The sequence below is a fragment of the Pantoea sp. SGAir0215 genome, assembly GCF_043543215.1.
Genome location: NZ_CP028031.1, coordinates 4288955 through 4310656 on the forward strand (window position 1 = coordinate 4288955; position 21702 = coordinate 4310656).

Consider the following 21702-nt stretch of genomic DNA (forward strand, 5'->3'; position numbering starts at 1 on the left):
TGTGGTGTCGGGCGGGAACGGAGGCTGCGGGTGCGGGCGGCATAGAGCCCGCGTGCATTACGATTCCAACAACTACTGGCATGTCTGCTTTGTGCCAAGAGCGGATGTTACCACTTCAGGACCTTGTTAATTAGCGAGACTAGTTACTACGTAGCCGCTCTAGTCATCATCTCCCTGCCTCTCAGGTATTAAATCGTTGAAGGAAATAGTATTACTCTTAGGTTTCTCTTCAGTTGGAAGTTCAGCTACTCTTAATTTGAGCGGCATGGGACAGACAACACCACTAAAAATACATGTTCCTGTAGATAGTGTGGGGATCGACTCTTCAGTCAGACGGTCTATATATGATACCGATTTTTCAATTGCGTAGAGATCATTCTGATTAATAAGGCGATGAATGAAATAATTATGTGCTTGTGATATAATTGTCGACGATATATCATTAGGGCGTTGGCTGGAAATTGTGATGAAAACTCCAAATTTCCTCCCCTCCTTTATGATTTCCTCAAAGGTTTCCAGACGATAATCTTTCCAACTTTCTGTTTCTCGAAAAGAAGTATTAGACAAAATATTGTGGGCTTCATCTATAATGATGTGCAGTGTAGATGTCTCGGTAGACATTTTCTTCATATTGTAAGCCCACTTGGCTATCAAAAGAGGAAGCGTTTTCTTCATGGTTATATTAACCATGTTTAGATTCAAAACCGTGAAATTATATTCCCCCCAAAAATCAAACTGTCCTGAAGTGTCAAAAATTTTGGCTATGTCTTTACGGTTTGCACTCATTCTGTTTATAACTGGTGAAATATGTTCAGGGTTAGACTTGTTGGATAAATATTCCTGAATTAACTGTAAGTACATAAAATCCAACAGATCTTCAATCATATCATTTTTAAATAAAAAATTGCTTGCTAGAGTAAATAGATAGGAGCGCTCCGTATCAGCCTCAGCATTGAATATGATACCAGTCCTCAATTTCCATTTATATGCAGTTGAATGATACTCAAGATCAGATATAAGTTCAGGGTCATCATTAAAAATTGGACTGAAAAATTGATTTATAGCATCGCATTTGGGCTTATCCCCACTAAATAGATTCTGCCTAACTCTTTTCTTCAGGATATTACGTATAAACTCAAGAGGATTGTCAGAGGTCATCACCTTCTTGCGAAATTCAAGAACTCGCTTCAGAAATGGTTTCTGTGTTTTGTCTGTTGCATCGGTTAGAACGGAGAGCATATCATGCTCAAGCAGAACCTCTCTGGGTAAAGGAAGTTTGTCACCACCTGCATGATGCGTGTTGAGATTATAAACCGTCTTTTCGTTAGTAATGCATTGTGGGGCGGTATACTCTCCATTAAAATCAAATAGAATAAATTTACATCTTTCCCTAAAATGGTTGCCGAGAATATGTTTAACTTGGGCAGTACCTGCTTTGTATAGCGCGGCTAGAGTGTTTGACTTTCCGCTACCAGTATTACCGAAAATTGCAATGTGGGAATTAATAAGGCCATTGATTGGTAGTGCAATCTCAATATCTTCAAGGTCTGTACGAGTAAACCTCATTACAGTTTCGTCTGCATCAGCTATCTGATGTACCGTATGTATCATCTCTTCAGTCACTACGAAGGCTTCATTGCCGATGAGAGGTAGTTCACGCGAGCCACCAATGAAGCAACCAGTACGATCAATGTAACCCGTCAGAGTTGATGTCAGGTATCGCCGATATCGCCAAGCATCACTGCCGCTCCCACCGAAATGTTTTTCCTCAATGACTCGTTCCGCTTCAACCTTGCCGATCAGGCTCATGAAACCTTTTTTTATTTCAATGAAGCTACCCACTGATACATTTCTTAGAACTTTCCCATGATAAAATAAATCACTGAGATTTTTGTTTTTATCTACCAAAATGGTCACAGCGCGTCCAGAAACCTCGCAGACTTCGCCTATACGGAGCACCGCTTCCTCTTCAGTAAAATGCCTGCTCATCTCGAGCCTCCCAGATAGCACGTGATAATGTTATTCATTACCGAGAAATCAACATTTCCTCCCGGGCGATAAATAACCTCTACGTTTGAGTAATCTCGAAATCTCTCCATAAATCCGCTAACACTGGCCTCATCGTAAGCAAAAATCAGCAGTTTTAGGGTAGCGTTGCGTAAGGCTTTTTTAGTTATTGTTTCAAGGTGCTCATCAGCAAACGAGAACCCAAAGACAATTAGTAGGGTTGCTTCTTTATCAAGCTCATTGGAATAGGTTCTCAGTAAATCATAATAAACGTTCTGTAGTAGAGTCTCTTTAAACTTCTCCTTGCGTGGAAGAATAAGTGTATGAGCAAGTACCCATTCTTTCATTTCGGCTGGGGTGGGAAAGTTAAGCGGTTTAATATCTGCAATACGATAAATAATCTTTCCTTTAGAATGTTTCCAAGAGAGCGAACCATGAAGTTTTATAAGGTTAACAGTAGGGAGTTCAACTTTATAATTATACAGATTCCCAGTTGCACTTACCGAATGGTTAAAGCTGCCCGCATCAAATTCCTGATCTCCCCAGACATTTGTTCTTCTATTAAAACCATCATTGAAAAGTATGTTATTATTACGAATTGCTGCTTCTTCAATGAACAAATCATAATTAGTCGTAAAAACGTTAATACGCCTCGGAAGTAGGCCAGTCCGGCGTCGAGTCAGTATCTTCTCCAGTGAAGACATAAATGCATCATAATTCTTACGGGTACATTCTAAATTGGTGATCACCTGAGGAGCGAAGGGGGCACCGTGGCCGCGCTGCAGCATGCATTCATGAGGAAGCCAAACAGCTGACAAAAAGTCAGTGCCCATCCTGAAGTATTCTTCTTCCTGCTCATCATTAATAAGCTGCTGAAGGTCCGTTTCGATTGTCCCCAGTACTTGAATCGCAGGGAGGGATGCACCAGAACCGATGAGAAAGTTGATGTTAGCTGACTGAAATACCCGCTCAAAGTAGTCTCGGTCACTATCGTTACCGTAGTATGCGCGCTTAACTGCCATCTTATCCTTCCATAAAACATTGGATTTATCTGTAAGTTATTTAATCTTAACGCTGGGTTCAACACTTTGAAATCACTTCTTCAGGCGACTGTTATGATTCCTTCTTGAGCAAAAGTACACACGAGGAGTAGACCCTTTGTGCCACAAGCTTTCTAACTATCCTCAAAAATAGGTCTTAAAAGTGCGCCAACAAAGTTGCAAGGTCCGCTTCTCGCTCATAGCAGACCTTTCCAAGCACGCAGGTCCGCTCTGTGCCAAGAGCGGACATTGGTGACATCACGATGTATTAATCAACGGGGAGCAGATCTTCAAACAGAAAAGGCTCCCGATGGAGTTTATTTAAACACTTCAACGCAATGAAATGAAAGGATTTATTTCATTGGGTGTCTGTAGGTTGACCACATAGATAAAGGAAGCCACGCAAACTCGGGGCTTCTCATAATATCTATTTAAGTTCACTATCTGCTTTTTTTGATAGTTTAGACTTAGATTCATATCGTATTAAACTGGGTTATCACTCAGATTCACTATCTTTTTTATTTTGTTGGAATGTTGATATCATTTCTGCCAATTCTTCAGGAGAGAGGTTGTCGAGGAATTTTTGTCCTTCTAATAAAATGCGCTGAGTTTCTTCTGTTGCATTCTCAATGATTTCAAGAATATCAAAATTAATTGAAGGAGGTTCATCTGAAACCGGAAGGATAGCCACCAATTCTTTTACTTTCTCAACAATTGACTCAATCTCGCTCCTGCGATAAATCCTTCCAGAAATAGATTCATCTAGTTTCATTTCTGCATGATAAATAAAATCCTCGAGATGCCGAGAAAGTGACTTTACCCTTCTGTTATATTTATCGTTAATGGATTTTTTCAGATTTTTGGGCTGGTCATTGAATCCCATAATACTCCCTAATTTTGAGTAAATACTCCTAGTAACGGCAGAAAACTGCCGATACTAACCTATTTATAATTATTCTTTTTCAATTTGGAGTAGCTCAGACGCTCTCTGTTGAGAGACTCCAGAGAATGCACCTAAGGTTTTTTGTGTCAGAGAACCAGCATTAAGCTCCTCTAAAGCTTGTTGTTCAGTACTTCCTTCGTTACGGAAAATAACTGTTGTAGTGTGGGGGCTCTGCCGCATCAAGATTCCATCAGCTGCAAGAGTAGTGGTCTGCGATTCGTGATCATGTTTATAGTAAGCTCCACTATCAAATGTCGCTTCTTTGATACCCATTTTTTTAAGAGTATCAGTCATCTCTTGACCTTGAGCTACAGCTTGATTGAGGTCTATTTTGCTTGTAACAATTTCAGAAAACGGAACAATTTCGCTATTAGCCATTTTTAATTCCTACTTATGTTAATGACAGTTAGATAAATTCTCATCTCACTAATTTAGTGTATCCCACAATGAAAAGCCAGCATAAAACCCTTAGTATAATTAAGTCGAATCGACGATTTTCGTAAGTCAAAAACTTTATTTTGCTGCACGCAAAATGAAGATAAAGGTCACATTCAGTGAATCTGCAGCAGTCAAGACGTTGTCGGGTGCGGAGGCGTTGATACTGTAAGTGCCACGCTTAAACGACCCATTATCTCTTAGAGATCCTCTGGCATATGAGTTAGGTTACCCGAAAGCGAACGTCCGTTCCTCGCTCATAGCGGACGTCCAGCTCAGTCAGCCTGTCCGCTTTGTGCCAAAAGCGGACGTTGCTTGCATCATGGAATGTTAGTTTACCGGGAGCAGGTCAGCGCCTCTATGCAGCTAACCCCGCATCTAATGATTTTCTGCATATCGCCATTTTCAAATTTGAAGTCTGATTTATGAAACTGCGTAGTAAGAGATTTGACTGAATGGCCGGATGGCGCGAGTGCAGAACAGCGCCCCAGGGGGAAGGTGTAACGCGCCGTCCGGCACGAGAGGAATTATGAAGGCCATCTGCAATAGAAACAACTTTAAAGAGGAACGCGTTGCAGGTTGCATAACGGATGTTATGAGCGTAGCTCATATGGGCAATTGGGGGGTAATGCCAAATATTTCAACAGGCGTTTAATTAGTCCACCGGGCCTTTAAGTGCAAAAGTATAAATTTATCATGGTTTTAAATGAGATAAGCCATCCCTGAAGATGGCTTATCAAATGCAAATACAGACGCAGTTTTGTAAAAATGTTGCCGCATTAAATGGCACACAACCAAAGTATTTGAACCAATTATACAGCGTTTGTGCGGAATACGCTGACAGCATCCCTCAGGCTTGCGGCCCGGCTTGCAAGTTCATCAGCAGATGATGCAGACTCTTCAACCAGTACGGCATTCTGCTGCGTAACCTGATCCATCTGTGTCACCGCAATATTTATCTGAGATATGCCCGCACTTTGTTCTTCAGAAGAAGATGAAATCTCTCTGACTAATTGAGATGTTTGCTCAATAGCTTCCACGCTTTGCTTAACTTTTTCACCGGCATCCCGGGCCATCGAAATTCCCTGTTCGGCATGCTCAACTGACTGCTCAATCAGTCCTTTGATCTCCTTCGCCGCTCCAGCCGATCGCTGTGCCAGTGCCCTGACTTCAGATGCAACAACAGCAAAGCCCTTGCCGTGCTCACCTGCCCGGGCAGCTTCAACGGCTGCATTTAAAGCAAGAATATTCGTCTGAAACGCTATCCCGTCAATAACGGAGATGATTTCTTTAATCTGCCCCGCACTGTTGCTTATTTTTTCCATTGAATCCAGTACTGACTCCATCGCCTCACCGCCTCTTAAGGCCGCACTGGTAGCGGAGTTGGCCATTTCAGCAGCATGGCGCGTGTTATCTGCATTATTGCCGATAATTGACGATAACTGCTCCATACTGGCCGCAGTCTCAGCCAGAGAGGCTGCCTGTTGTTCAGTTCGCGCAGAAAGATCACCATTTCCGCGAGCAATTTCTTCAGATGAGGTAGCAATAGTGACAGCGTTGCTTTTGATGTTTTCAACCGTAAGTGTAAGTCGCTGACTCATTTGCAGTAATGCCTTGAGCAGCCCGGCAGTTTCATTACGTCCTGTCACCGTAAATGTTGACGTAAGGTCACCACCTGCGACTTCAAGCGCAAGCTTTGAGGCTGCACTGACAGGTCTGGTAACGGAGCGAATAATAACCAGAGCAAAAATTACTGCCAGCAGGACGATAAAAACAAGAACGGTCAGTAGTGCATATTGTGCATACCGGTGTTCCTTAATCTGCCCATTCAGCATTTCATTCAGTTCATTACCCCCGCCAATGGCGTAGTCGCTGAATTTGTTTATAGCGTGCGTAAAGAGCGCTGCATAGTCCTTCGGGTTTTGATTCGTCATGCTCCGGTTAATAAAAATCGCCTCAGCGGTTTTGAGAGCACTGCTTGCCTCCTGAACGGCTGCATCTGCATCTGCACTGAACTTTTGCTTAAGTCTGTTATCAGATAAAAATAGTTTTTCAGAATCCTGAACAAATAAATTCAGGTTATACGAACCATTACTGATTAAAGACTCCATACGGACAGAGTCTGCTTCACTTATGCTTTCATTTCGGGCAAGAAGGGAAGTGCCGAATGCACGTATTTTCCCAAGGCTTTCGGTCAGCTCAGGCAATGATGAAAAATTACTCGTAATTAAACGGTACGTGCTGATATCTGAATCGAGAGAAAGGCCGTAAAAATCCAGCACATCACGGTTCGCGTTCAAAAGGTTGCGGATGAGGAGGGCATGCGCATCAAGACTGGCTGTCAGAGTCAGTTGTGAAGAATCTATTCTCTGCTGTAGCTGGCTCCACTGTGTGCGCACATCATTAATTTTGCTGATTATGGCAGCGCTGCCTTCTGTCTTGGCCATATCTTTAGTAATAATGTCAGTGATGTTTTCAATTTCATCCCTGACCTGAACGCGGGACGGTGTTGCTGGATTTTTAGTTGCAATGGCAAGGGCGGTTTCTGCACGATGGCGCTGTATCAAATTGAGTAGGGCTAAAATCCTATTTTCTACGGGTACACCTGTTACCTCCCTTTGCTTGTCCTGAATGTATTTATTACCTTCGGAAACAAAAAGCATGGTAGGAACTGAGAACAGGACAAGGGAAAACAGGCCCAGAATGGCAAATTTAGCGGTAAGACTTATATTGTTAAGAATCTTATTCATTTATAATTCCTGGTGAATTAATTCGTTATAGTGACAATTGCAAAAGATACATTTGCAAAGCACCTTAACCTTTTTATCGGTTATTCCTTCATTAACTTTATACCGCATTGTTGATTTACTGCTTTACGGAATAAACTTTAAGTAACGTTAAACAAAGCACTTAAGCTAAATAATCATTTTTTCTCGGGATGAAGTTCTGTTCGCAGCGGCATTAGCCATTGCTGGATTTTCATCTGAGAATTTTTACTGAGATTTGAATGAGTCGGCTGAACTAAATGCGGTTCGCGCACATGTATTATTAATATGTCGCCGAAGGACGTTGTCTCGGGGGTGTAAGGTGAAGCAAAACTATCTGACCTGGCAGGCGCTTTGATCGCTGCGAGTGACCTGCTCCCCGTTGATTCACTCATAACGCTGTTAGCAATGTCCGCTTCTCGCTCACAGCAGCCCTTGCCTGCTCAATTGTTTCGCAGTGCTGTCTTCCAGTTTTATTGTGCCTTTCCGTTCTTCCTATCCGCATTGATCTTAACGGATATTCTTTCAGCCCCGCATTATGACTTCCTTATTTGAACCTGAGTCGGTGTAAGGAAAATGGCCCTGAATCCATAACAGGAGCATTCTGATGCGACATCCCTTCGAACTCGACCCCGAAATTATTCACCACATCATCTACAGCCAGGCCGGCTCCGTGGCCAAAGCCCTCATCGAGCTCATCATGAACAGCGTCGATGCCGGTGCGGGTGCGGTCATTCTGGAGATTACCCCGGAGGGCTTCACCTGCCGTGACGACGGTCATGGTTTTGCTTCACATGACGATGTGAAACGTTATTTTGGCCGGTTCGGTACGCCACACCGTGAAGGCGATGCCACCTACGGTCGTTTTCGCCTCGGCCGTGGCCAGATTATGGCGCATGCCCGGACCTTCTGGCGCTCGCAGCGCTGGCAGATGGAGGTCGACACGCGGGTAATGGGTTATGAATATGAACTGACAGAGCCCGGAGAGATTCAGGAAGGGTGTGCCATCAGTGGTGACTGGTATGAGCCGATGTCCACTCAGGAGCGTATGTCATGCATGCAGGAAATTCGTGATCTGGTGCGTTACACGCCCGTCTCGGTCAGCCTCAACGGCAAGGTGATTACGCGTAAACCGGAGCTGGAAAAATGGGACGCTGAGGATGACGCCGCCTGGTATCGGCTGCGGGAAGACGGCGCTGTGTCCATTTATAATCAGGGTGTGCTTGTCAGGCATGACCCGGGCCATAACTGGGGCGTTGGCGGCCTTATCGTGAGTAAAAAAGCCATTGCGCTAAACGTGTCGCGCACTGAGATTCTGCGCAAGAGCTGCACGGTCTGGAAGCATATAGCAGCAAAATTCAGCGGGCTGGCTCAGGCCTTTTCTGATAATACCGGCAGCCACCGCAAAACCGAGTCACGCCGTGAGAAAACCGCCCGGGCGCTGCTTGCCGGTGAGGGAGACCTGCAGACGCTGGTTAACGGCGAAGAGGTGATTACGCTGCTCCCGGGCAAACAGCACGTTACCCTGGAGCACTTCCTGCGCAAATGCCGCTACTATCCCTCTGCCGTCGATAAAAACTGTTTTACTGTGGCTGAGTATGCACGGGTCGTCCCGCGCGGGGAGCTCATTGCGCGTGCCGGCATCGCGCCGGTCATTCACCCGGTGACGCTGACGCGCTTTAACTGCGACGGCACGGATGATTTTATGGACTGCATGCGTCGCGTGCGCGACAACCTCATCGCGTACCGCGCACAGCTGCCGTCTTCCGGCCGCTGGGGAATGCCGTTCAGCTCAGAGCTGCAGCTTATTGATTTTGACACGCTCAGCGCGAATTTTGTTGACCGCACGCAGATGGTGAGTGAAACGACGCTGGATAAGGAAACCCGCAGGGCCTGGACGGCGCTGCGCTACTGCCTGGCCCAGTATGCCCGGGTGTGTTCGGGCGGCGAGCGCGGGAGCAACTCCCGGGCTTACGGTGGCGTGCGGTTCCAGATTCTGCTGGGCGAGTCGACGTCGGCCGACGCCTGGACGGACGGTCAGACGTACATCGCGTATAACACTGATATCGTGCGTCAGCTTAAAACCGACGCGCTCACAACGGCCAGTCGCCTCTTCAGCCTGACGGAGCACGAGGTGGCACATGAAGGTGACAGCATGGACTGCGGCCACGATGAGGGGTTTTATCAGCGGTTTCACGATATCAGCACAGAGTGTGCGGCTGAACGTCAGCATTTTATGCACGTCTGGCTGATGAAATACACAACCAGCCTTGAAGGTGCCGGTAAACGCGCTAAAGGCCAGGCGTGGAGTGAGCGTTACCTGGCTGAGCGTGCCAGTACCGGTCGTGAAAGGAACGGCCTGCCCGGGATTATCAGTGCTGACAACCTGGCTGATGACGTCGGGGCAACTGTCGAACCGGAGGACGGGGACCGTCTGGCATTCCTTAATCAGCAGCTTGGGGTTGCCGGCACACTTAAACCCGAATCCGTCAACTGGGCTGACGTTGTGGCTGAGGGGATCGAGGAGGCCAGGGTCGCCCGCGAGCGCAGGGCTGAGGAGAGAAGAATTCAGGAGGAAGAGTGGGAAGCTTACAAGGTATCACCCGAATTCATGCAGCTCATAAAAGATCAAAATGAGTCTCTTGAAGCGTCTGAGCAGGAAGAGCGTGAGCACATGGAGTCCAGTCGTCTTCGTTTACTTGAGTCCCTTCCCGGTGCAACCCCTGAAAACCTCACGCAGGAAATTTTAGAATATCTTGTCTACGCCACAGACACAGGTGAAGAGGAACTGGATGCCTGGCAGCGAAAAACATGGGAACAGCCCGGCGGATATCGACCCCTGCCCACAGCAGACGACACCGCTTCAGCTATTCAAAAGTCCGAGACCCGACCAAAAGACAGCCTCCCGGAATCATGGCTACCGTACGTTAATGAGGGTGAGACACACGAAACGATTAAGCGCAATGCGGCCGCTGCGGGCTTCTTTTGGGAGCTGGATTATCTTGAATGGCGGCAGGCTAACGAGACTGGAAGTCAGGAGTAACAGATAAAAAAGGGGTCGAGGGGCCCCTGACTGAATTGCTAATTCATTGTCTAAATGCACGGTCAATGTCTAAATGCTCGGCACCTGGACTGGTGCTACCAGATTTATCGGTACATGCCTTCTTTTCTTTATAATATGGCTCAGCAATTTTTATCCCCCCGCCACAATTCTGTTGCCTGCTGCCAGAATTATCATTTCTGGGTTAAGAGTTAACGGCTGACCCTGCCACGCGAACAACGCACCCTGACGGCATCATTCACTCAGGGACTGTTATTCATGAAAATCCCCCTCTGCAGCCTTACCATTCTGTTCCTCACAGCCGGTGCCCATGCCGGCACCGTGATTTATACCGACCATGCTCATCCCGTTGCCGGTGAGCTGAGCCCAGACATCTCCGTCACCGAGCTGGACGTGCCCGATCGCCTTTTGGCGCAGCAATTCGGTCCGCTCTCCGCTAACCCCGCGCTGGCTGAACAGCAGGCCCGGGCGGTCATCGCCTCGCCGGCGTTCCGTCAGAATCAGCAGGCCTTAGCGGCGAGCTATGCCGGCGTCGCGCACGCCTGGTCACTCGGGCTGGAAAAGTACCCTGCCGTGGTGTTCGACGATAAATGGGTGGTGTACGGCACCACCGACGTCGCAGCCGCCCGGGCGAAACTGGATGCCTGGCGGGAGAAGCAGCCGTGAACATGCGCCTGACCCGTCCGCGCCGGCTGATGCTGGCCACGCTGTTTACCTGCACCGGCACGCTCGCCAGCGTGAACACCGCGAGCCTGATCTCCAGCGCCATGAGCCCGGACTGTATCAGCTGGCGCATCAGCGGCATCTGCTACTGGCTGCTCTGTACACCTTTGGGCTGCACGGTGAAAACCTCGGTCAAAGTCACCCACTACATTCCGGAAGCCGTGGTCTCTGCCTATCTTAACCCGGGCGACAACCTCTGGACCGAAATGTCAGCCGTGAGCGCCACGGCGGGCGGCGCTGAAAGCCTGGTGTCGGGCGGTCTCGCCGGCGTGCCTGCTGGCGGTGGGCGTCAGGAGATGAAGGCCCCGGGCATGCGCAAACAGAACCTGCATTTCTACTATGGCGATGCATATGGCCATCCGGCAACGTCGATTATCGGCGGGATGGTGCCGGGCTTCTCCTGCCGTTCAGCCGCCGCGCCGTTCGTGCCATATTTCGTCAGTGCCATGGATTCCCTCGCGTGGCGAACGGGAATTCCGGAGTCGCTCTATCCGGAAGCACTCATCCCCGGAAAACGTGAAATCGGGAATACGTTTGCCGGCGAGATGTGGGGCAACGTTTATCCCCGCAGCGGCTTCGTCACGCAGACCGACAGCTACAAATCGGCGGCCGTCGTGGTTCAGCGCGTGGCCGACATCATGACCCGCGAGGGACAGCTGCACGTCTACAACCCACTGGTTGGCCAGCGGTCTCCGGGTTACTGGCCACCTGACCCCGTTACCGAAAACACCGGCACAAAAAACCACAAGTGGCAGCGGCTTTCGCCTCAGCTGTCGCAGAGCTGCGCGGTCTTTCCTGATACGGGTGGACAGACGGCGGAAAGCGGCGACTACGCCTGGGCTCTCTGGCAGCCCTACAGCTGCTGTAAGCGACGTGGCCAGACCTTCCTTTACAGCACCGATTTTTCATAAGGACACACAGCATGATGAATTTCAGCGTTAAAAAACTGCGCGTGGCCACGGGCGCGCTTTTGCTTTCCCTGGCGATGCCGGCACTGGCCATCGATACCACGCTTTCCTCACAGGGTGCCGGCGTCAGCGGCGCCATCAACGACGGGCTGTTCTACTCCATCGGCGGCGGCTCTGTCATTTCGCCGCCTTCAACGCGCAGCAACATGTCACGGCTCGGCTTGGACGGCGGCTGGAGCAGTGATTTGATGTGCGGCAACTTTGACCTTAAAACCACCGTCGGTAACCAGCTGAACGGCATCACCAGCGGATTCAAGGACCTCATGGGTAACGTCATTCAGGGGGCGACCGGCGCGGTGATGAGCATGCCGGCGATGGCCATTCAGCGTGCCAATCCGGGTCTGTATGAAATGCTGACCAACGGAGTGCTGCAGGCGGGCCTGAACTTCGACAAGGCCCAGATGAACTGTCAGAACATGTCGAAAAAGCTGGCCGACTACACCCTGGGCAGCAAGTGGCAGCAGGCGGCCGTGTCTGAAGAGTATAAAGACATCGTGGCATCAAGCGGTGGTGATGCGGTATCGAGCGACCAGAAGCTGCAGAAGGCCACGGGCGAAGAAGGTGTGACCTGGGTCGGTGGCCAGAAACGCGGCGGCAAGGGACAGCCGGCGATTCAGCCGACGCGTGACCTGGCAAAAGCCGGCTACAACATGATGAACAGCCTGCCAGTGACCAGCAACAGCAGCGTAGGCTCATCCAGCTGCAACGGTACGGTCTGCCAGCGCTATAAATCCTCCGATGAAGCCGCTGCGGCCGTTGTTAAAGTTCTCGGCGACCGCTCTATACGCACCTGCCGTGAAACCAGCGAATGCACCAGCGGCGGCGCGGATAACCAGCCGGGCAGCACCGTTGCCGGCACTGGCTTCTCGCCGGTACTGGAAGACGCCACCAAAACCAACCTGGAGCAGCTCAGCAAGCTGGTTAACGGTCAGCTGCAGCCCACGGCCGATAATCTGGCCGCGCTCAAAACCGGCAGCCTCGTTGTCACGCGCGGCGTGATTCAGGCGCTGCGTGATGACCCGGACAGGGCCGCACTGGTGCAGCGGCTGGCGGGTGAGCTGGCCATGTCTGACACGGTTGAGGCGGCACTCACCATGCGACGCATGCTGACGACCGGTGAGTCTGAGCCGAACGCGGCCGAACAGCCTGAGGCCATTGCCGAGGGTGACCGCCGCGTTGATGCGCTCGATCGCGAGCTGAACGCGCTGCGCAACGAAATGGAGCTGCGCAAGTCCATCAGCAGCAACAGCCTGCTGACCACGCTTGAGCGCCAGGGCGAACGTAATCAGGATAACCAGCTGCAGCAGAAAGCCGGCAATCAGGACCAGGGCTTCAGCCAGATGGGCCAGCCTCAGCCGGGAGGCAACTGACATGATGCGGAGATTTTTGAGCGGCCTCACCGGACGCATTTTGCTTATATCCCTCATCACCGTTGTGGCCATGGCCGCGATTTTGGGACTGGCATCAGTGTTCATGGCGTATGACCCTGATGGCCACCTTATTCAGAAGTGGCTCTACGACAGCCGCTGGGCCATGTTTGCCTGGCGACTGTGCATGTACGTATTCATAGGCTACATCTGGATTATGAATTTGCGGCCCCGGCTGCTGAAGCGCTGGCCGGAAGCCGCAGCACGCCTGCCACGTACTGAGCTGCTTGTCGTCATCTATGTTCTGGCCACGGAGTACGTAGCCTGGTCTAACGCGGTTCAGGGAGGCTGACATGACGGCGAACAGTTACCTGGAATACTTCCTTATCCTGTTTGGCTGGGTGCTCAATAACTCGATGTGGGGAATCCTCAGCAGCACCGGTCTGTTCGCGCTGCCGCTGATTTTTAAGGTACTCGGCGTGTGGCTGAAAGTGCGGGAGGAAGGGGCCGATGAGGGAAACAAAGGCGTTCTGGCGCTACCTCGCATCGAGCACGCCATTTATGTCTCGTTTGTGGTCATGCTGTTCTGCTGCGTACCTCTGTTGCCGGTTGATATCAGCACTATCAAGTTTGATGACTCGCGGGCGAAACAGTGCGGCTTCAGCGTACCCACGCCGCAGAACTCCGGCTATAAAGGGCTGGTTAACGACTTCGACGGCCGTACGGCTGAGGTGCCGGTGTGGTGGTATCTGCTGCATGCGATGTCGAAAGGCACCACGCAGGCAATGATCGCCTCAATACCCTGCGGCACGCAGCTGCGGCAGCTGCGCTTTGACGTTCAGAACACTAAACTGCGAGATCCGGTGGTGCTGCAGGAGGTCCAGGACTTCGCAAAGCAGTGTTACTCCCGGGCCTATTTTAAGCTGAAGAACAGCAACAGCCAGTTGAGTGACGCCACCATCAACTCAGTTGGCTGGATTGGCAGCGACTATTTCCTTAATACCTCTGGTTATTACGACTATTACACGGCCATGACGCCCCGCAGCCAGTGGCCATACAGCAGCAGTCGAGACAGTGGCTATCCGGATACGGGTCAGGGGGGGTATCCGACGTGCAAAACATGGTGGTCTGACGGCAGCAACGGACTGCGTAAGCGCGTGCTGGCCAGTATCAGTGATGGCACACGCATAGAGCTTCAGCGCCAGTTCCCGGGTAGTCAGTGGGAAGAGCCAGCCCTTCGCTGGCTGGTCAGTCCCCGCAATGCTGGGCTGTCCGGTGACGGCACAACTTATACAGTTGGCAGTGCAGATAATACCAGCGGTGTTGTCGGTAACCTCACCCGGCTGACGTCGACAATTGGGCTGGGTCTGAAGCAGGCCGAGGCACTGCCAGGCTTTGATGCGCTCAAGCAGGCGCTGCCGATGATACAGGCGTTGCTACAGATGATGATCATCATCGTCATTCCCGTGCTGATGATGTTCAGTGCCTACGAACCTAAAACGGTTGTGACGATTTCGTTTGCGCTGTTTGCGCTGCAGTTTATCACGTTCTGGTGGGCGCTGGCGGGCTGGCTGGATGACCGGCTTATCACCATTCTCTACAATAATATGGCTGACCAGGGACTCACAAGCTCAGTCCCTTTTGCCAATTTCATGAGTTCAACCAACGATGGCTGGATTATGAACCTGGTGCTGGGAATGATGTATCTTGTGTTTCCTACGTTCTGGATAGGCATGCTTAGTTGGATTGGTGTCAACTTAGGAAGCATAGTCCAGTCGGGCCTCGAAAGGGCAGGTTCTCCAGCTCAGGATGCAGGCGCTAAAGCGGGACGAGATGCTCAGGGCTTAGTTACAAGTAGCGTTCAGGGCGGGATAAAGGGGGGGCTCAAGTAACATTAAAAAGTAAAAACTGCATGGACTGCTAACGGCCATGCAGTTTTTATTTATAGAAGAAGTATGAATTGTTTCTGTCTTCCCCTTCCTTACGTTTCAACTCATCCCAATCCGCATTGCATTTTCTTTGATTAGAGGTCACTGTCAGCGCCTTTGCCACGCCGTTGAAAATAGCTGAACCGAAGTCGTGTGTTGCACTTGAAAAAACGACAGGTTCTGGCTTTTTAGGCTTGAGCTTTGAAGCATCATGAACAATCTTTTGGCCCTTGCTGGCGAAACGTGCCAGAGTGCTATCAAAATCATCCTTATTGAATCCGTCATCAATCATAAAGCCTCCCGTAACTTAGTAGTTAACCATCTTTATCATTTTGAGAGCATCGTTTCAAATTACTAGAAAAAGGGCAAGCTGGCAAATTTTTGTACAGTTAAAAAGTGGTTTTTCATAAGCTTTACTACATCTGAAATGTCAGTTTCAATTGATTACAAAAATGGTGTTACCTGGGTAACTAATCTTACGTAAAAAGGGTTATGCATAATTTTAAATGACTTGGGTGGGTTATGAGAGGGTCTCAAAAGGTTGATGTGTTGGAGGTGCTTGAGGATTTAGATTTACCGAAATACTGCATCCTCGACCGCCTTTTAGCAGGATGTCTAGGCTGGCGATATGATTACCGCGATAATATTAGCATACAGGGATTAAGCGAGGGCAAAGCACATGGATATGTAATTCTAGTGCACTTTTTATCCAAAACATTCGATATAAATAGACTTCCTTCACATGAGGATCGCATTCTTCATGAATACATGAACCCTTTAGAGAAAACGAAAGGAAAACTCATCAATGAGATAATAAATGGGCTAGGCGAAGCTAATATAGAAGCCATTTGTCATGAGCTGCGTGCAATGTATGAAAATACACAAAATATATTAAAAAATGCTCAGTTGAAATACGTTTATTTGCAAAGAAACATCCGCTCTAAATACAGAGATAAAGTGTTAATCCTTAAGGCTGCTGCTGAAATATTAGGTAAGGAGGAAATTCCCGTTGATATGGATGTACTAAATTCCTTCACTGATTATTTTGGTTTGAGTGCATATGGAGATGTCTCATTCCGGTTTAATATTCCCGCAGAAGACATACTTTGCTCTCATCTTTTCATCAGCAGTAAATACGATTCAATGGCTATGGAGGGAGAAGAATGGATTGTTATGAACAGATCCGCCACAGGTATAGTAAATGTGAATATTTCAGATATTTACATCAACAAGAGTGAATCCGAAGAAAATAAAGAAGATGAGATTAAAATAGAGGTTGCTTTCTATAAGTTAAAAGAAAATATGAGCATTGACTTCGCTACAGAAGTTTTATCATGTGACCCATGTGAGTTTTGGCGCCATCCTTATAAGTATCTAAACTCATATTTATAATATCAATATTAGCCTTTTTAATTTACTTGACCGAATTTATTACTTGTGAAGACGACTAAGGAACTGAGTAATGCTCAGTTCCAAAATGCTTACATAGCTAAACACATGTCAGGCTTGTAATTAGATCTCATAACGATCTAATATCTCATCCGTTGTACCGTTGCTTATGCAACACGCCAATGTCCCGACAATCTGAGAGGGACGCCTTCGGGTGATTGCACTGCCAAAACCGTCATGACCTGAGAGACGGAGCCTTCGGGCGGTAACTTCGTTTAACCTTTGAGAACGAAGATCGCGATGCGATAAAGGTCCCTTCTATTACAAAGCCATTTCTGGCATTTTCTGATAACGGTTTCGGCCGTGTCTCTTTCACTTTTCTTTACGCATTGACGCTGAAAAGCTGCTGCGAACTTTGCAACGCGGGTATGACCATTTGGAACATTTGGGCATCTTCCACGTTTGCATTGAAAGCAGAGGAGCGCGGCGTCACTTGTGTACGAGTGAAACGAGTACCAAGTGACGCGCGCGAAAACACGTCCTGAACGCGCATTTTACGTACCTTTTCTTCCTTCACTACAACGTGAAACGAAGTGAGAAGACGAACACAAATTTTATCAACCCAGTGAAAAACGCAAAACGAATCCGTTTATCACACTGTTATTTAAGGAATAGTTATGTAATGAGATACCGAATCGGCGACATCATCGGAGGATGATGTCGGGGGCGACCTGGAAACAGGTACAGCGAAAGCTGCGGTCAGTGTAGAACACTGATTTGACACCTCTCAAAACCTCAACACTTTGCACTTCCCTGGTGCTCAGGTACTCATTACGACGCAGGATGCGCGAACCCAAACCGTGTCGCCAGGGTAATGCGGGTGTCGTTTTCTGCCGTTTTCACGGAACGGCAGAAAACGACATCTGCCTGTAATGCTGTTTTACGTGGCAAAACTGTTAAGGAGATACAGATGTCCAGACGTGAAAAACTGTTAAAGCAGGAACTTGTCGCTGAAATCCGTAAAAGCGGGGGAAGCTTTAAAAAGCAGGATGACTATTCCAGAATTATGCACCGGTTTGCTGAGCGTCTAGCCGCGCTCAATATTCAGATAAACTCGGTATCACAACTCAAAGTCCGGCACATTGAGTTGTATATGAACAGCCGGGCATCTGATGATGTTTCCCGGCGAACCCGTCAGAATGAAATGTCGGCAATACGGGTAATGCTCCGTAATGCCGGTAAACACAAACTGGCTGACCCTTCACATGAACGACTGAATAATAAAAGTCTGGGTATTTCAGACACGAGTCGCATGGGCACAAAAAAATCTGTTTCTGAGGAGCGCTACATCGAGATTCTTCAGAACATTGAGAAAAAAAATGAAGGCGTTGCCGTGGCGGTATGTCTGTCACGTTATATCGGACTGAGAAATGAAGAAGCTATTCAGTCAGCAAAATCGTTAAATACCTGGCAGAAGGCATTACAGCGGGGCGATAAAACCCTGAAGGTTATTTTCGGAACCAAAGGGGGACGTGCAAGGCTGACCACAATCGTCGACAGGGATAAAGTTCTGGATGCCGTTAACCGTGCTATTAAACACGCAGAAAAAAATAACGGTAAGATTATTGATAAGCCCGATTTAAAATCCGCGATGGACTATTACAGAAATACGCTCCGGACCGAAATGACCGGGGGGCATGAGACACCACACAGCTTACGTTACAGTTACGCGGAAGATGCTTTCAGATATCACCTTGCCAGAGGTTTTTCGAAAGACGAATCACTTGCACTGACCTCGATGGACCTCGGGCATGGTGACGGACGAGGAACCTATATCAGAAATGTTTACTGCCAGTCCCTGATGGACTGATGATTAATCATGAGGTGTACTGTGAATAATTTACCCGTTATAAATTTCAGCATTTTATCTGTTGAGTATATTCACGAAATCAGCTTATCTGAAACACCACCCTCAGAAATCAGGATTACGTTTAGTTGTCTTTCACCGGTTAATGAAACGGATACGTTTGCGACAGTTAACCATTATTTTGATGACGGTATCGACTTCAGTTGCGCGACTGTCACTTCAGAAACAGGCTATATATACATGGGTTCATTAAAGATGTGTAACCGCGACAGTATTGAAAACATTACGGCGGGTGAGTTTACCATTCCTCTTTCAGCGGTTTTAGCCACGTTGCTTAAAAACGGAACCTACCTGCAGCAGTGTGATCCCTATGCCATTATGGCGGACGCCTGGTTTGGGGATCGGTGCAAGACGGTGAAAGCGTCCTGGTTATTTTCATAAAATTCACTCCAGCGTTGTTGATTTGGACAGTGCGCTGGAGTACATTTTCCCTGCTAACCGTTGTCATCTCGACAACTGCCAATGTTCCGGTGATTTGAGAGGAACGCCTTCGGGTAATCACACGCCAATGTCATCATTACCTGAGAGATGACGCTTTCGGGCGGTAACAAATCTGTTTAACCTTTGAAAACAGAGACCCCTGCGGTTAAGGTCCTTTTCTACTTCGCATTGCCCCCCATACACCTGTTTTACTCATCTGGCATTCCGTGCCTGATTTTCACTCCTGAGGGATACTTTCCCTCCGGGACGGTTCCCTTTTTATTAAGGAATCGTACCCATGCATTACACCAGAATGATCAACCCTCTCACGTTACTGAACTGTGATTCGCCGGCTTCTGCAAAAATCATGGTGGATTACGTAAAAACTCAGCTTCACGTTCGTCTGGATTACAGACTCATGGTCGATGAAGATCCCCAGGTTCCTGCTGACGGTCTTCCGGACTACCTGACTTTTCTGAGACACGTCGCTTATACCGTTGGTTTTGCGGCTGAGCATGGCTACATCAGAGATGCCTTTACCGAAGAGGCAGTGAACGAACTTACTCTCCTGGGAACAAGTGTTAACAGTCTTCACTGGAATGCGGCTTTTCATGAGGGCGCTACCCGGTCTCGCGAGGATAAAGAGCTGGACAACGCTACAGAGCAATTGCGCGCAATGTTTTATCAGAGCATTGATGCTTCTGACATCGTCTGACCGCCTTAATTAACCGATCAGTTTCTTACCCTAACGGGACTTCTGTCCCCGTCAGGGGCAGGGTTCCTCAATTCTTTAAGGAATCCTTTATGAACGCATTAACACTTACCGAAGATTTTCAAATCAGTGCCGGCGAACGTAACGCTTACAAAGTCGCACTGGCCAGAGCTGAAGGTGACCTGCTGATTATTGCAGCGCATCGTCGCCTTGGTCTTAACACCAGTACCGATGAAGACGGTTTTCCATACTACGTTTGGGAAATGGCTCATGTCGCACGAGACCTTGCCGAGCTGTCTGTACGCGAACTCGTGCCTGCATCATGGCAGTCTTTTTTTGAAAGCCTCTGCCTCATGGCCAGAGACATTGATGAAGCCGCCTGGACGTTTTTTTTCGGCAGTGCCGTGAAGGACGAAGAGGCTTTGATTGAAGAAGATAGCTGGTATGACTGAGGGGGGATATCTCAAAGCAACCAGCAACCTGTCAACATCACAGCTGTCTGTTTTACCCTTGCGGGGATTTTCTCCCTGCGGAGACAAATCCTCCTTCCATCTGAAGAGGATTTGTCGATGAACATTCAGGCTTCTGAAGTATCACTGCTGGTTAAGCACAACAGCGAAGAGTGGCACCGTATGTGGAACAGGCTTGCGGAGCACCCTTTTAACCGTTCTCTCAACGCCCCCGGGCAGACTTACCACGGCGGCGAAGACTGGGAGTACGTTGAAACACTGGAGCCACCATCCAGCGGAACTGAAAGATGTTATCTTCATCACTTCAGACACCGCTGTCACCCTGTGGCAGGGAATGTGAGTGTTAACATTTCTGCCAGCCAGCGCTTTACCCCGCAGGATTCGGGTAACGCTTACTACCACGATTTTGGTTAGTGATGAACCACCGGCCTGCGTCAGTTTCTGACAAAGGCTTTAACCCGCGCGGGGACAACCTCCCCGCAACAGCGGCGGTGGTTTTCTCCGCGCTTAATCAGGAGAAAACCATGAGCAGTATAATGCTTTCACTTATCACCCGCCTTTCAGGCGCACTCAACCGGCTTGCCGGCAACCTGCAGCAACAGCAGGCAGAGTGGTTTACCAACCGCAGCGGCCGCTGCAGCTTTAAGGCCGACGTTGTGCCGACAGAGAACGGGTTTACGCCCGTCATCTTCCGTCGCACCGGCTTTACCCAGCGCGACTGGCGTGTTGACAAGTTGCCGGGTGCCGGTACGTACGCAACAGCCCGTAAGGCCCTCAGGGCCGGTCGGCTGATGGCGCAGCAGATGGCGGAACTTCGCTACCGCTTTGACTGATGTTAACTGAATGACACTTCCCGGAGGGACTTTCCCTCCCGGGGAGGTCACCTCCTTTTTTGAGGAGCCACTATGATACGTTTCACTTCAACTGAACTTCGCCCGCTGCTTACACAGAATCAAGGCAAAGGGCGTCCGCTGATACTTGAAAAGAATCTTGGAATTTATGTCCGCGTACCCGATGACAATGGCTGTGCTGAGTGGCTGAAGGCGTGGGCTGCCGGCTGCAATCCCTCCAGGGATGCTGACTGGTCAGCACTGAGTGATGCCTTGATATCCGAGCCGGAGTTTTCATTCAGCACCTTCCTGGACCAGAGTATTTACGATGCCGTGCTGAATGAACATCACGATTTATACATGCAACCTAGCATAAATCATTTTGCTAAATCGTTGACCATTTATAAAGAGACACAGCCGCCTCTGAAGGAATATTTACCAGTTGCGGATTACCGCGATCACATTCAGTGGCTCCATGACCAGTTCCGTCTGCATCTTCGCGCCTGCGTGGGCAATACTGAGCGTCTCAACTGGTGTTCACAGGCACTGAACGTGCTCGACAGGGTTATTCGCGTTGATTCTAAGCGGGCTAAACCTGAAGACCGTAAGCAGTTTGAAAGCGCTGTAAGTCGCGTCAAATCCGATATCAAATCGTTAAAGACAGACGGATCTTACCGCCGTTACTGATTTATCCACTCACCGGTGGCGCACTGTCCG

The 21702-nt window shown here is 48.9% G+C and carries 20 protein-coding genes; 14 read left to right on the top strand and 6 right to left on the bottom strand.

The window, feature by feature from the left end; genetic code table 11:
* Positions 1 to 159 precede the first annotated feature (159 nt).
* From C1N64_RS20055 to C1N64_RS20075, 5 genes are all read right to left on the bottom strand, one after another.
* A complete protein-coding gene (locus C1N64_RS20055; protein ID WP_048280822.1) occupies positions 160 to 1989 on the bottom strand; it encodes an ATP-binding protein in 1830 nt (609 codons plus the stop codon).
* The gene (locus C1N64_RS20060; RefSeq protein WP_394515142.1) at positions 1986 to 3029 is read right to left on the bottom strand and encodes an SIR2 family protein; all 1044 of its coding nucleotides are present in this window, start codon (positions 3027 to 3029) and stop codon (positions 1986 to 1988) included. Before C1N64_RS20060 ends, C1N64_RS20055 begins: the two co-directional genes overlap by 4 nt.
* Positions 3030 to 3543: 514 nt before the next feature.
* On the bottom strand, positions 3544 to 3930 hold the full coding sequence (locus tag C1N64_RS20065) for a hypothetical protein (RefSeq protein ID WP_394515143.1): 387 nt from the start codon (positions 3928 to 3930) through the stop codon (positions 3544 to 3546).
* A gap of 69 nt (positions 3931 to 3999) precedes the next feature.
* Entirely contained in the window at positions 4000 to 4368 is a 369-nt protein-coding gene (locus C1N64_RS20070; RefSeq protein WP_264272291.1) for a hypothetical protein, read from the bottom strand.
* Positions 4369 to 5237: 869 nt separating this feature from the next.
* The gene (locus tag C1N64_RS20075) at positions 5238 to 7175 is read right to left on the bottom strand and encodes a methyl-accepting chemotaxis protein (RefSeq protein ID WP_311093013.1); all 1938 of its coding nucleotides are present in this window, start codon (positions 7173 to 7175) and stop codon (positions 5238 to 5240) included.
* A gap of 622 nt (positions 7176 to 7797) precedes the next feature.
* Between C1N64_RS20075 and C1N64_RS20080 the strand changes: the two genes are divergently transcribed.
* The 6 genes from C1N64_RS20080 to C1N64_RS20105 all read left to right on the top strand — a co-directional run bounded on the left by C1N64_RS20080 (position 7798) and on the right by C1N64_RS20105 (position 15201).
* The gene (locus C1N64_RS20080; RefSeq protein ID WP_394515144.1) at positions 7798 to 10233 is read left to right on the top strand and encodes an ATP-binding protein; all 2436 of its coding nucleotides are present in this window, start codon (positions 7798 to 7800) and stop codon (positions 10231 to 10233) included.
* 276 nt (positions 10234 to 10509) lie between these two features.
* Complete coding sequence (locus tag C1N64_RS20085) at positions 10510 to 10917, top strand: TIGR03757 family integrating conjugative element protein (RefSeq protein ID WP_394515145.1); 408 nt, start codon at positions 10510 to 10512, stop codon at positions 10915 to 10917.
* A 2-nt stretch (positions 10918 to 10919) separates the two neighbouring features.
* A complete protein-coding gene (locus C1N64_RS20090) occupies positions 10920 to 11885 on the top strand; it encodes a TIGR03756 family integrating conjugative element protein (protein ID WP_394515521.1) in 966 nt (321 codons plus the stop codon).
* 74 nt (positions 11886 to 11959) lie between these two features.
* Positions 11960 to 13312, top strand: coding sequence for an integrating conjugative element protein (locus C1N64_RS20095; protein WP_394515522.1), 1353 nt, complete (start codon positions 11960 to 11962; stop codon positions 13310 to 13312).
* A 1-nt stretch (position 13313) separates the two neighbouring features.
* Positions 13314 to 13661 (top strand): hypothetical protein, encoded by a 348-nt coding sequence (locus C1N64_RS20100; protein WP_041930899.1) that lies wholly within the window; start codon positions 13314 to 13316, stop codon positions 13659 to 13661.
* Between the two features lies 1 nt (position 13662).
* On the top strand, positions 13663 to 15201 hold the full coding sequence (locus C1N64_RS20105) for a conjugal transfer protein TraG N-terminal domain-containing protein (protein ID WP_394515146.1): 1539 nt from the start codon (positions 13663 to 13665) through the stop codon (positions 15199 to 15201).
* 46 nt (positions 15202 to 15247) lie between these two features.
* On the opposite strand, the gene C1N64_RS20110 is transcribed toward C1N64_RS20105, so the two are convergent.
* Positions 15248 to 15529, bottom strand: a complete 282-nt coding sequence (locus tag C1N64_RS20110) for a hypothetical protein (protein WP_394515147.1) — start codon at positions 15527 to 15529, stop codon at positions 15248 to 15250.
* 230 nt (positions 15530 to 15759) lie between these two features.
* Between C1N64_RS20110 and C1N64_RS20115 the strand changes: the two genes are divergently transcribed.
* From C1N64_RS20115 to C1N64_RS20150, 8 genes are all read left to right on the top strand, one after another.
* Entirely contained in the window at positions 15760 to 16629 is an 870-nt protein-coding gene (locus tag C1N64_RS20115) for a hypothetical protein (protein WP_394515148.1), read from the top strand.
* Positions 16630 to 17596: 967 nt separating this feature from the next.
* Entirely contained in the window at positions 17597 to 18496 is a 900-nt protein-coding gene (locus tag C1N64_RS20120) for an integrase domain-containing protein (RefSeq protein WP_024471417.1), read from the top strand.
* Positions 18497 to 18517: 21 nt separating this feature from the next.
* Positions 18518 to 18934, top strand: a complete 417-nt coding sequence (locus C1N64_RS20125; RefSeq protein ID WP_394515149.1) for a hypothetical protein — start codon at positions 18518 to 18520, stop codon at positions 18932 to 18934.
* Positions 18935 to 19271: 337 nt separating this feature from the next.
* Complete coding sequence (locus C1N64_RS20130) at positions 19272 to 19688, top strand: hypothetical protein (protein WP_394515150.1); 417 nt, start codon at positions 19272 to 19274, stop codon at positions 19686 to 19688.
* An 89-nt stretch (positions 19689 to 19777) separates the two neighbouring features.
* Positions 19778 to 20137, top strand: a complete 360-nt coding sequence (locus C1N64_RS20135; RefSeq protein ID WP_206116467.1) for a hypothetical protein — start codon at positions 19778 to 19780, stop codon at positions 20135 to 20137.
* Between the two features lie 117 nt (positions 20138 to 20254).
* Complete coding sequence (locus C1N64_RS20140) at positions 20255 to 20569, top strand: hypothetical protein (protein WP_206116466.1); 315 nt, start codon at positions 20255 to 20257, stop codon at positions 20567 to 20569.
* A 110-nt stretch (positions 20570 to 20679) separates the two neighbouring features.
* Positions 20680 to 20988 carry a hypothetical protein gene (locus C1N64_RS20145; RefSeq protein ID WP_206116465.1) on the top strand — a complete coding sequence of 103 codons (309 nt, stop codon included), beginning with the start codon at positions 20680 to 20682 and terminating at the stop codon, positions 20986 to 20988.
* A 72-nt stretch (positions 20989 to 21060) separates the two neighbouring features.
* Entirely contained in the window at positions 21061 to 21672 is a 612-nt protein-coding gene (locus C1N64_RS20150) for a hypothetical protein (protein ID WP_394515151.1), read from the top strand.
* The last annotated feature ends 30 nt before the right edge of the window (positions 21673 to 21702 follow it).

Excerpts from the sequence above, each read along its gene's own strand:
- C1N64_RS20120 (WP_024471417.1), top strand. The coding sequence starts at position 17,597 with ATGTCCAGACGTGAAAAACTGTTAAAGCAGGAACTTGTCGCTGAAATC.
- C1N64_RS20055 (WP_048280822.1), bottom strand. The coding sequence starts at position 1,989 with ATGAGCAGGCATTTTACTGAAGAGGAAGCGGTGCTCCGTATAGGCGAA.
- C1N64_RS20115 (WP_394515148.1), top strand. The coding sequence starts at position 15,760 with ATGAGAGGGTCTCAAAAGGTTGATGTGTTGGAGGTGCTTGAGGATTTA.
- C1N64_RS20070 (WP_264272291.1), bottom strand. The coding sequence starts at position 4,368 with ATGGCTAATAGCGAAATTGTTCCGTTTTCTGAAATTGTTACAAGCAAA.
- C1N64_RS20135 (WP_206116467.1), top strand. The coding sequence starts at position 19,778 with ATGAACGCATTAACACTTACCGAAGATTTTCAAATCAGTGCCGGCGAA.
- C1N64_RS20095 (WP_394515522.1), top strand. The coding sequence starts at position 11,960 with ATGCCGGCACTGGCCATCGATACCACGCTTTCCTCACAGGGTGCCGGC.
- C1N64_RS20100 (WP_041930899.1), top strand. The coding sequence starts at position 13,314 with ATGATGCGGAGATTTTTGAGCGGCCTCACCGGACGCATTTTGCTTATA.
- C1N64_RS20145 (WP_206116465.1), top strand. The coding sequence starts at position 20,680 with ATGAGCAGTATAATGCTTTCACTTATCACCCGCCTTTCAGGCGCACTC.
- C1N64_RS20150 (WP_394515151.1), top strand. The coding sequence starts at position 21,061 with ATGATACGTTTCACTTCAACTGAACTTCGCCCGCTGCTTACACAGAAT.
- C1N64_RS20140 (WP_206116466.1), top strand. The coding sequence starts at position 20,255 with ATGAACATTCAGGCTTCTGAAGTATCACTGCTGGTTAAGCACAACAGC.
- C1N64_RS20060 (WP_394515142.1), bottom strand. The coding sequence starts at position 3,029 with ATGGCAGTTAAGCGCGCATACTACGGTAACGATAGTGACCGAGACTAC.
- C1N64_RS20110 (WP_394515147.1), bottom strand. The coding sequence starts at position 15,529 with ATGATTGATGACGGATTCAATAAGGATGATTTTGATAGCACTCTGGCA.
- C1N64_RS20075 (WP_311093013.1), bottom strand. The coding sequence starts at position 7,175 with ATGAATAAGATTCTTAACAATATAAGTCTTACCGCTAAATTTGCCATT.
- C1N64_RS20090 (WP_394515521.1), top strand. The coding sequence starts at position 10,920 with ATGCGCCTGACCCGTCCGCGCCGGCTGATGCTGGCCACGCTGTTTACC.
- C1N64_RS20065 (WP_394515143.1), bottom strand. The coding sequence starts at position 3,930 with ATGGGATTCAATGACCAGCCCAAAAATCTGAAAAAATCCATTAACGAT.
- C1N64_RS20105 (WP_394515146.1), top strand. The coding sequence starts at position 13,663 with ATGACGGCGAACAGTTACCTGGAATACTTCCTTATCCTGTTTGGCTGG.
- C1N64_RS20085 (WP_394515145.1), top strand. The coding sequence starts at position 10,510 with ATGAAAATCCCCCTCTGCAGCCTTACCATTCTGTTCCTCACAGCCGGT.
- C1N64_RS20080 (WP_394515144.1), top strand. The coding sequence starts at position 7,798 with ATGCGACATCCCTTCGAACTCGACCCCGAAATTATTCACCACATCATC.
- C1N64_RS20130 (WP_394515150.1), top strand. The coding sequence starts at position 19,272 with ATGCATTACACCAGAATGATCAACCCTCTCACGTTACTGAACTGTGAT.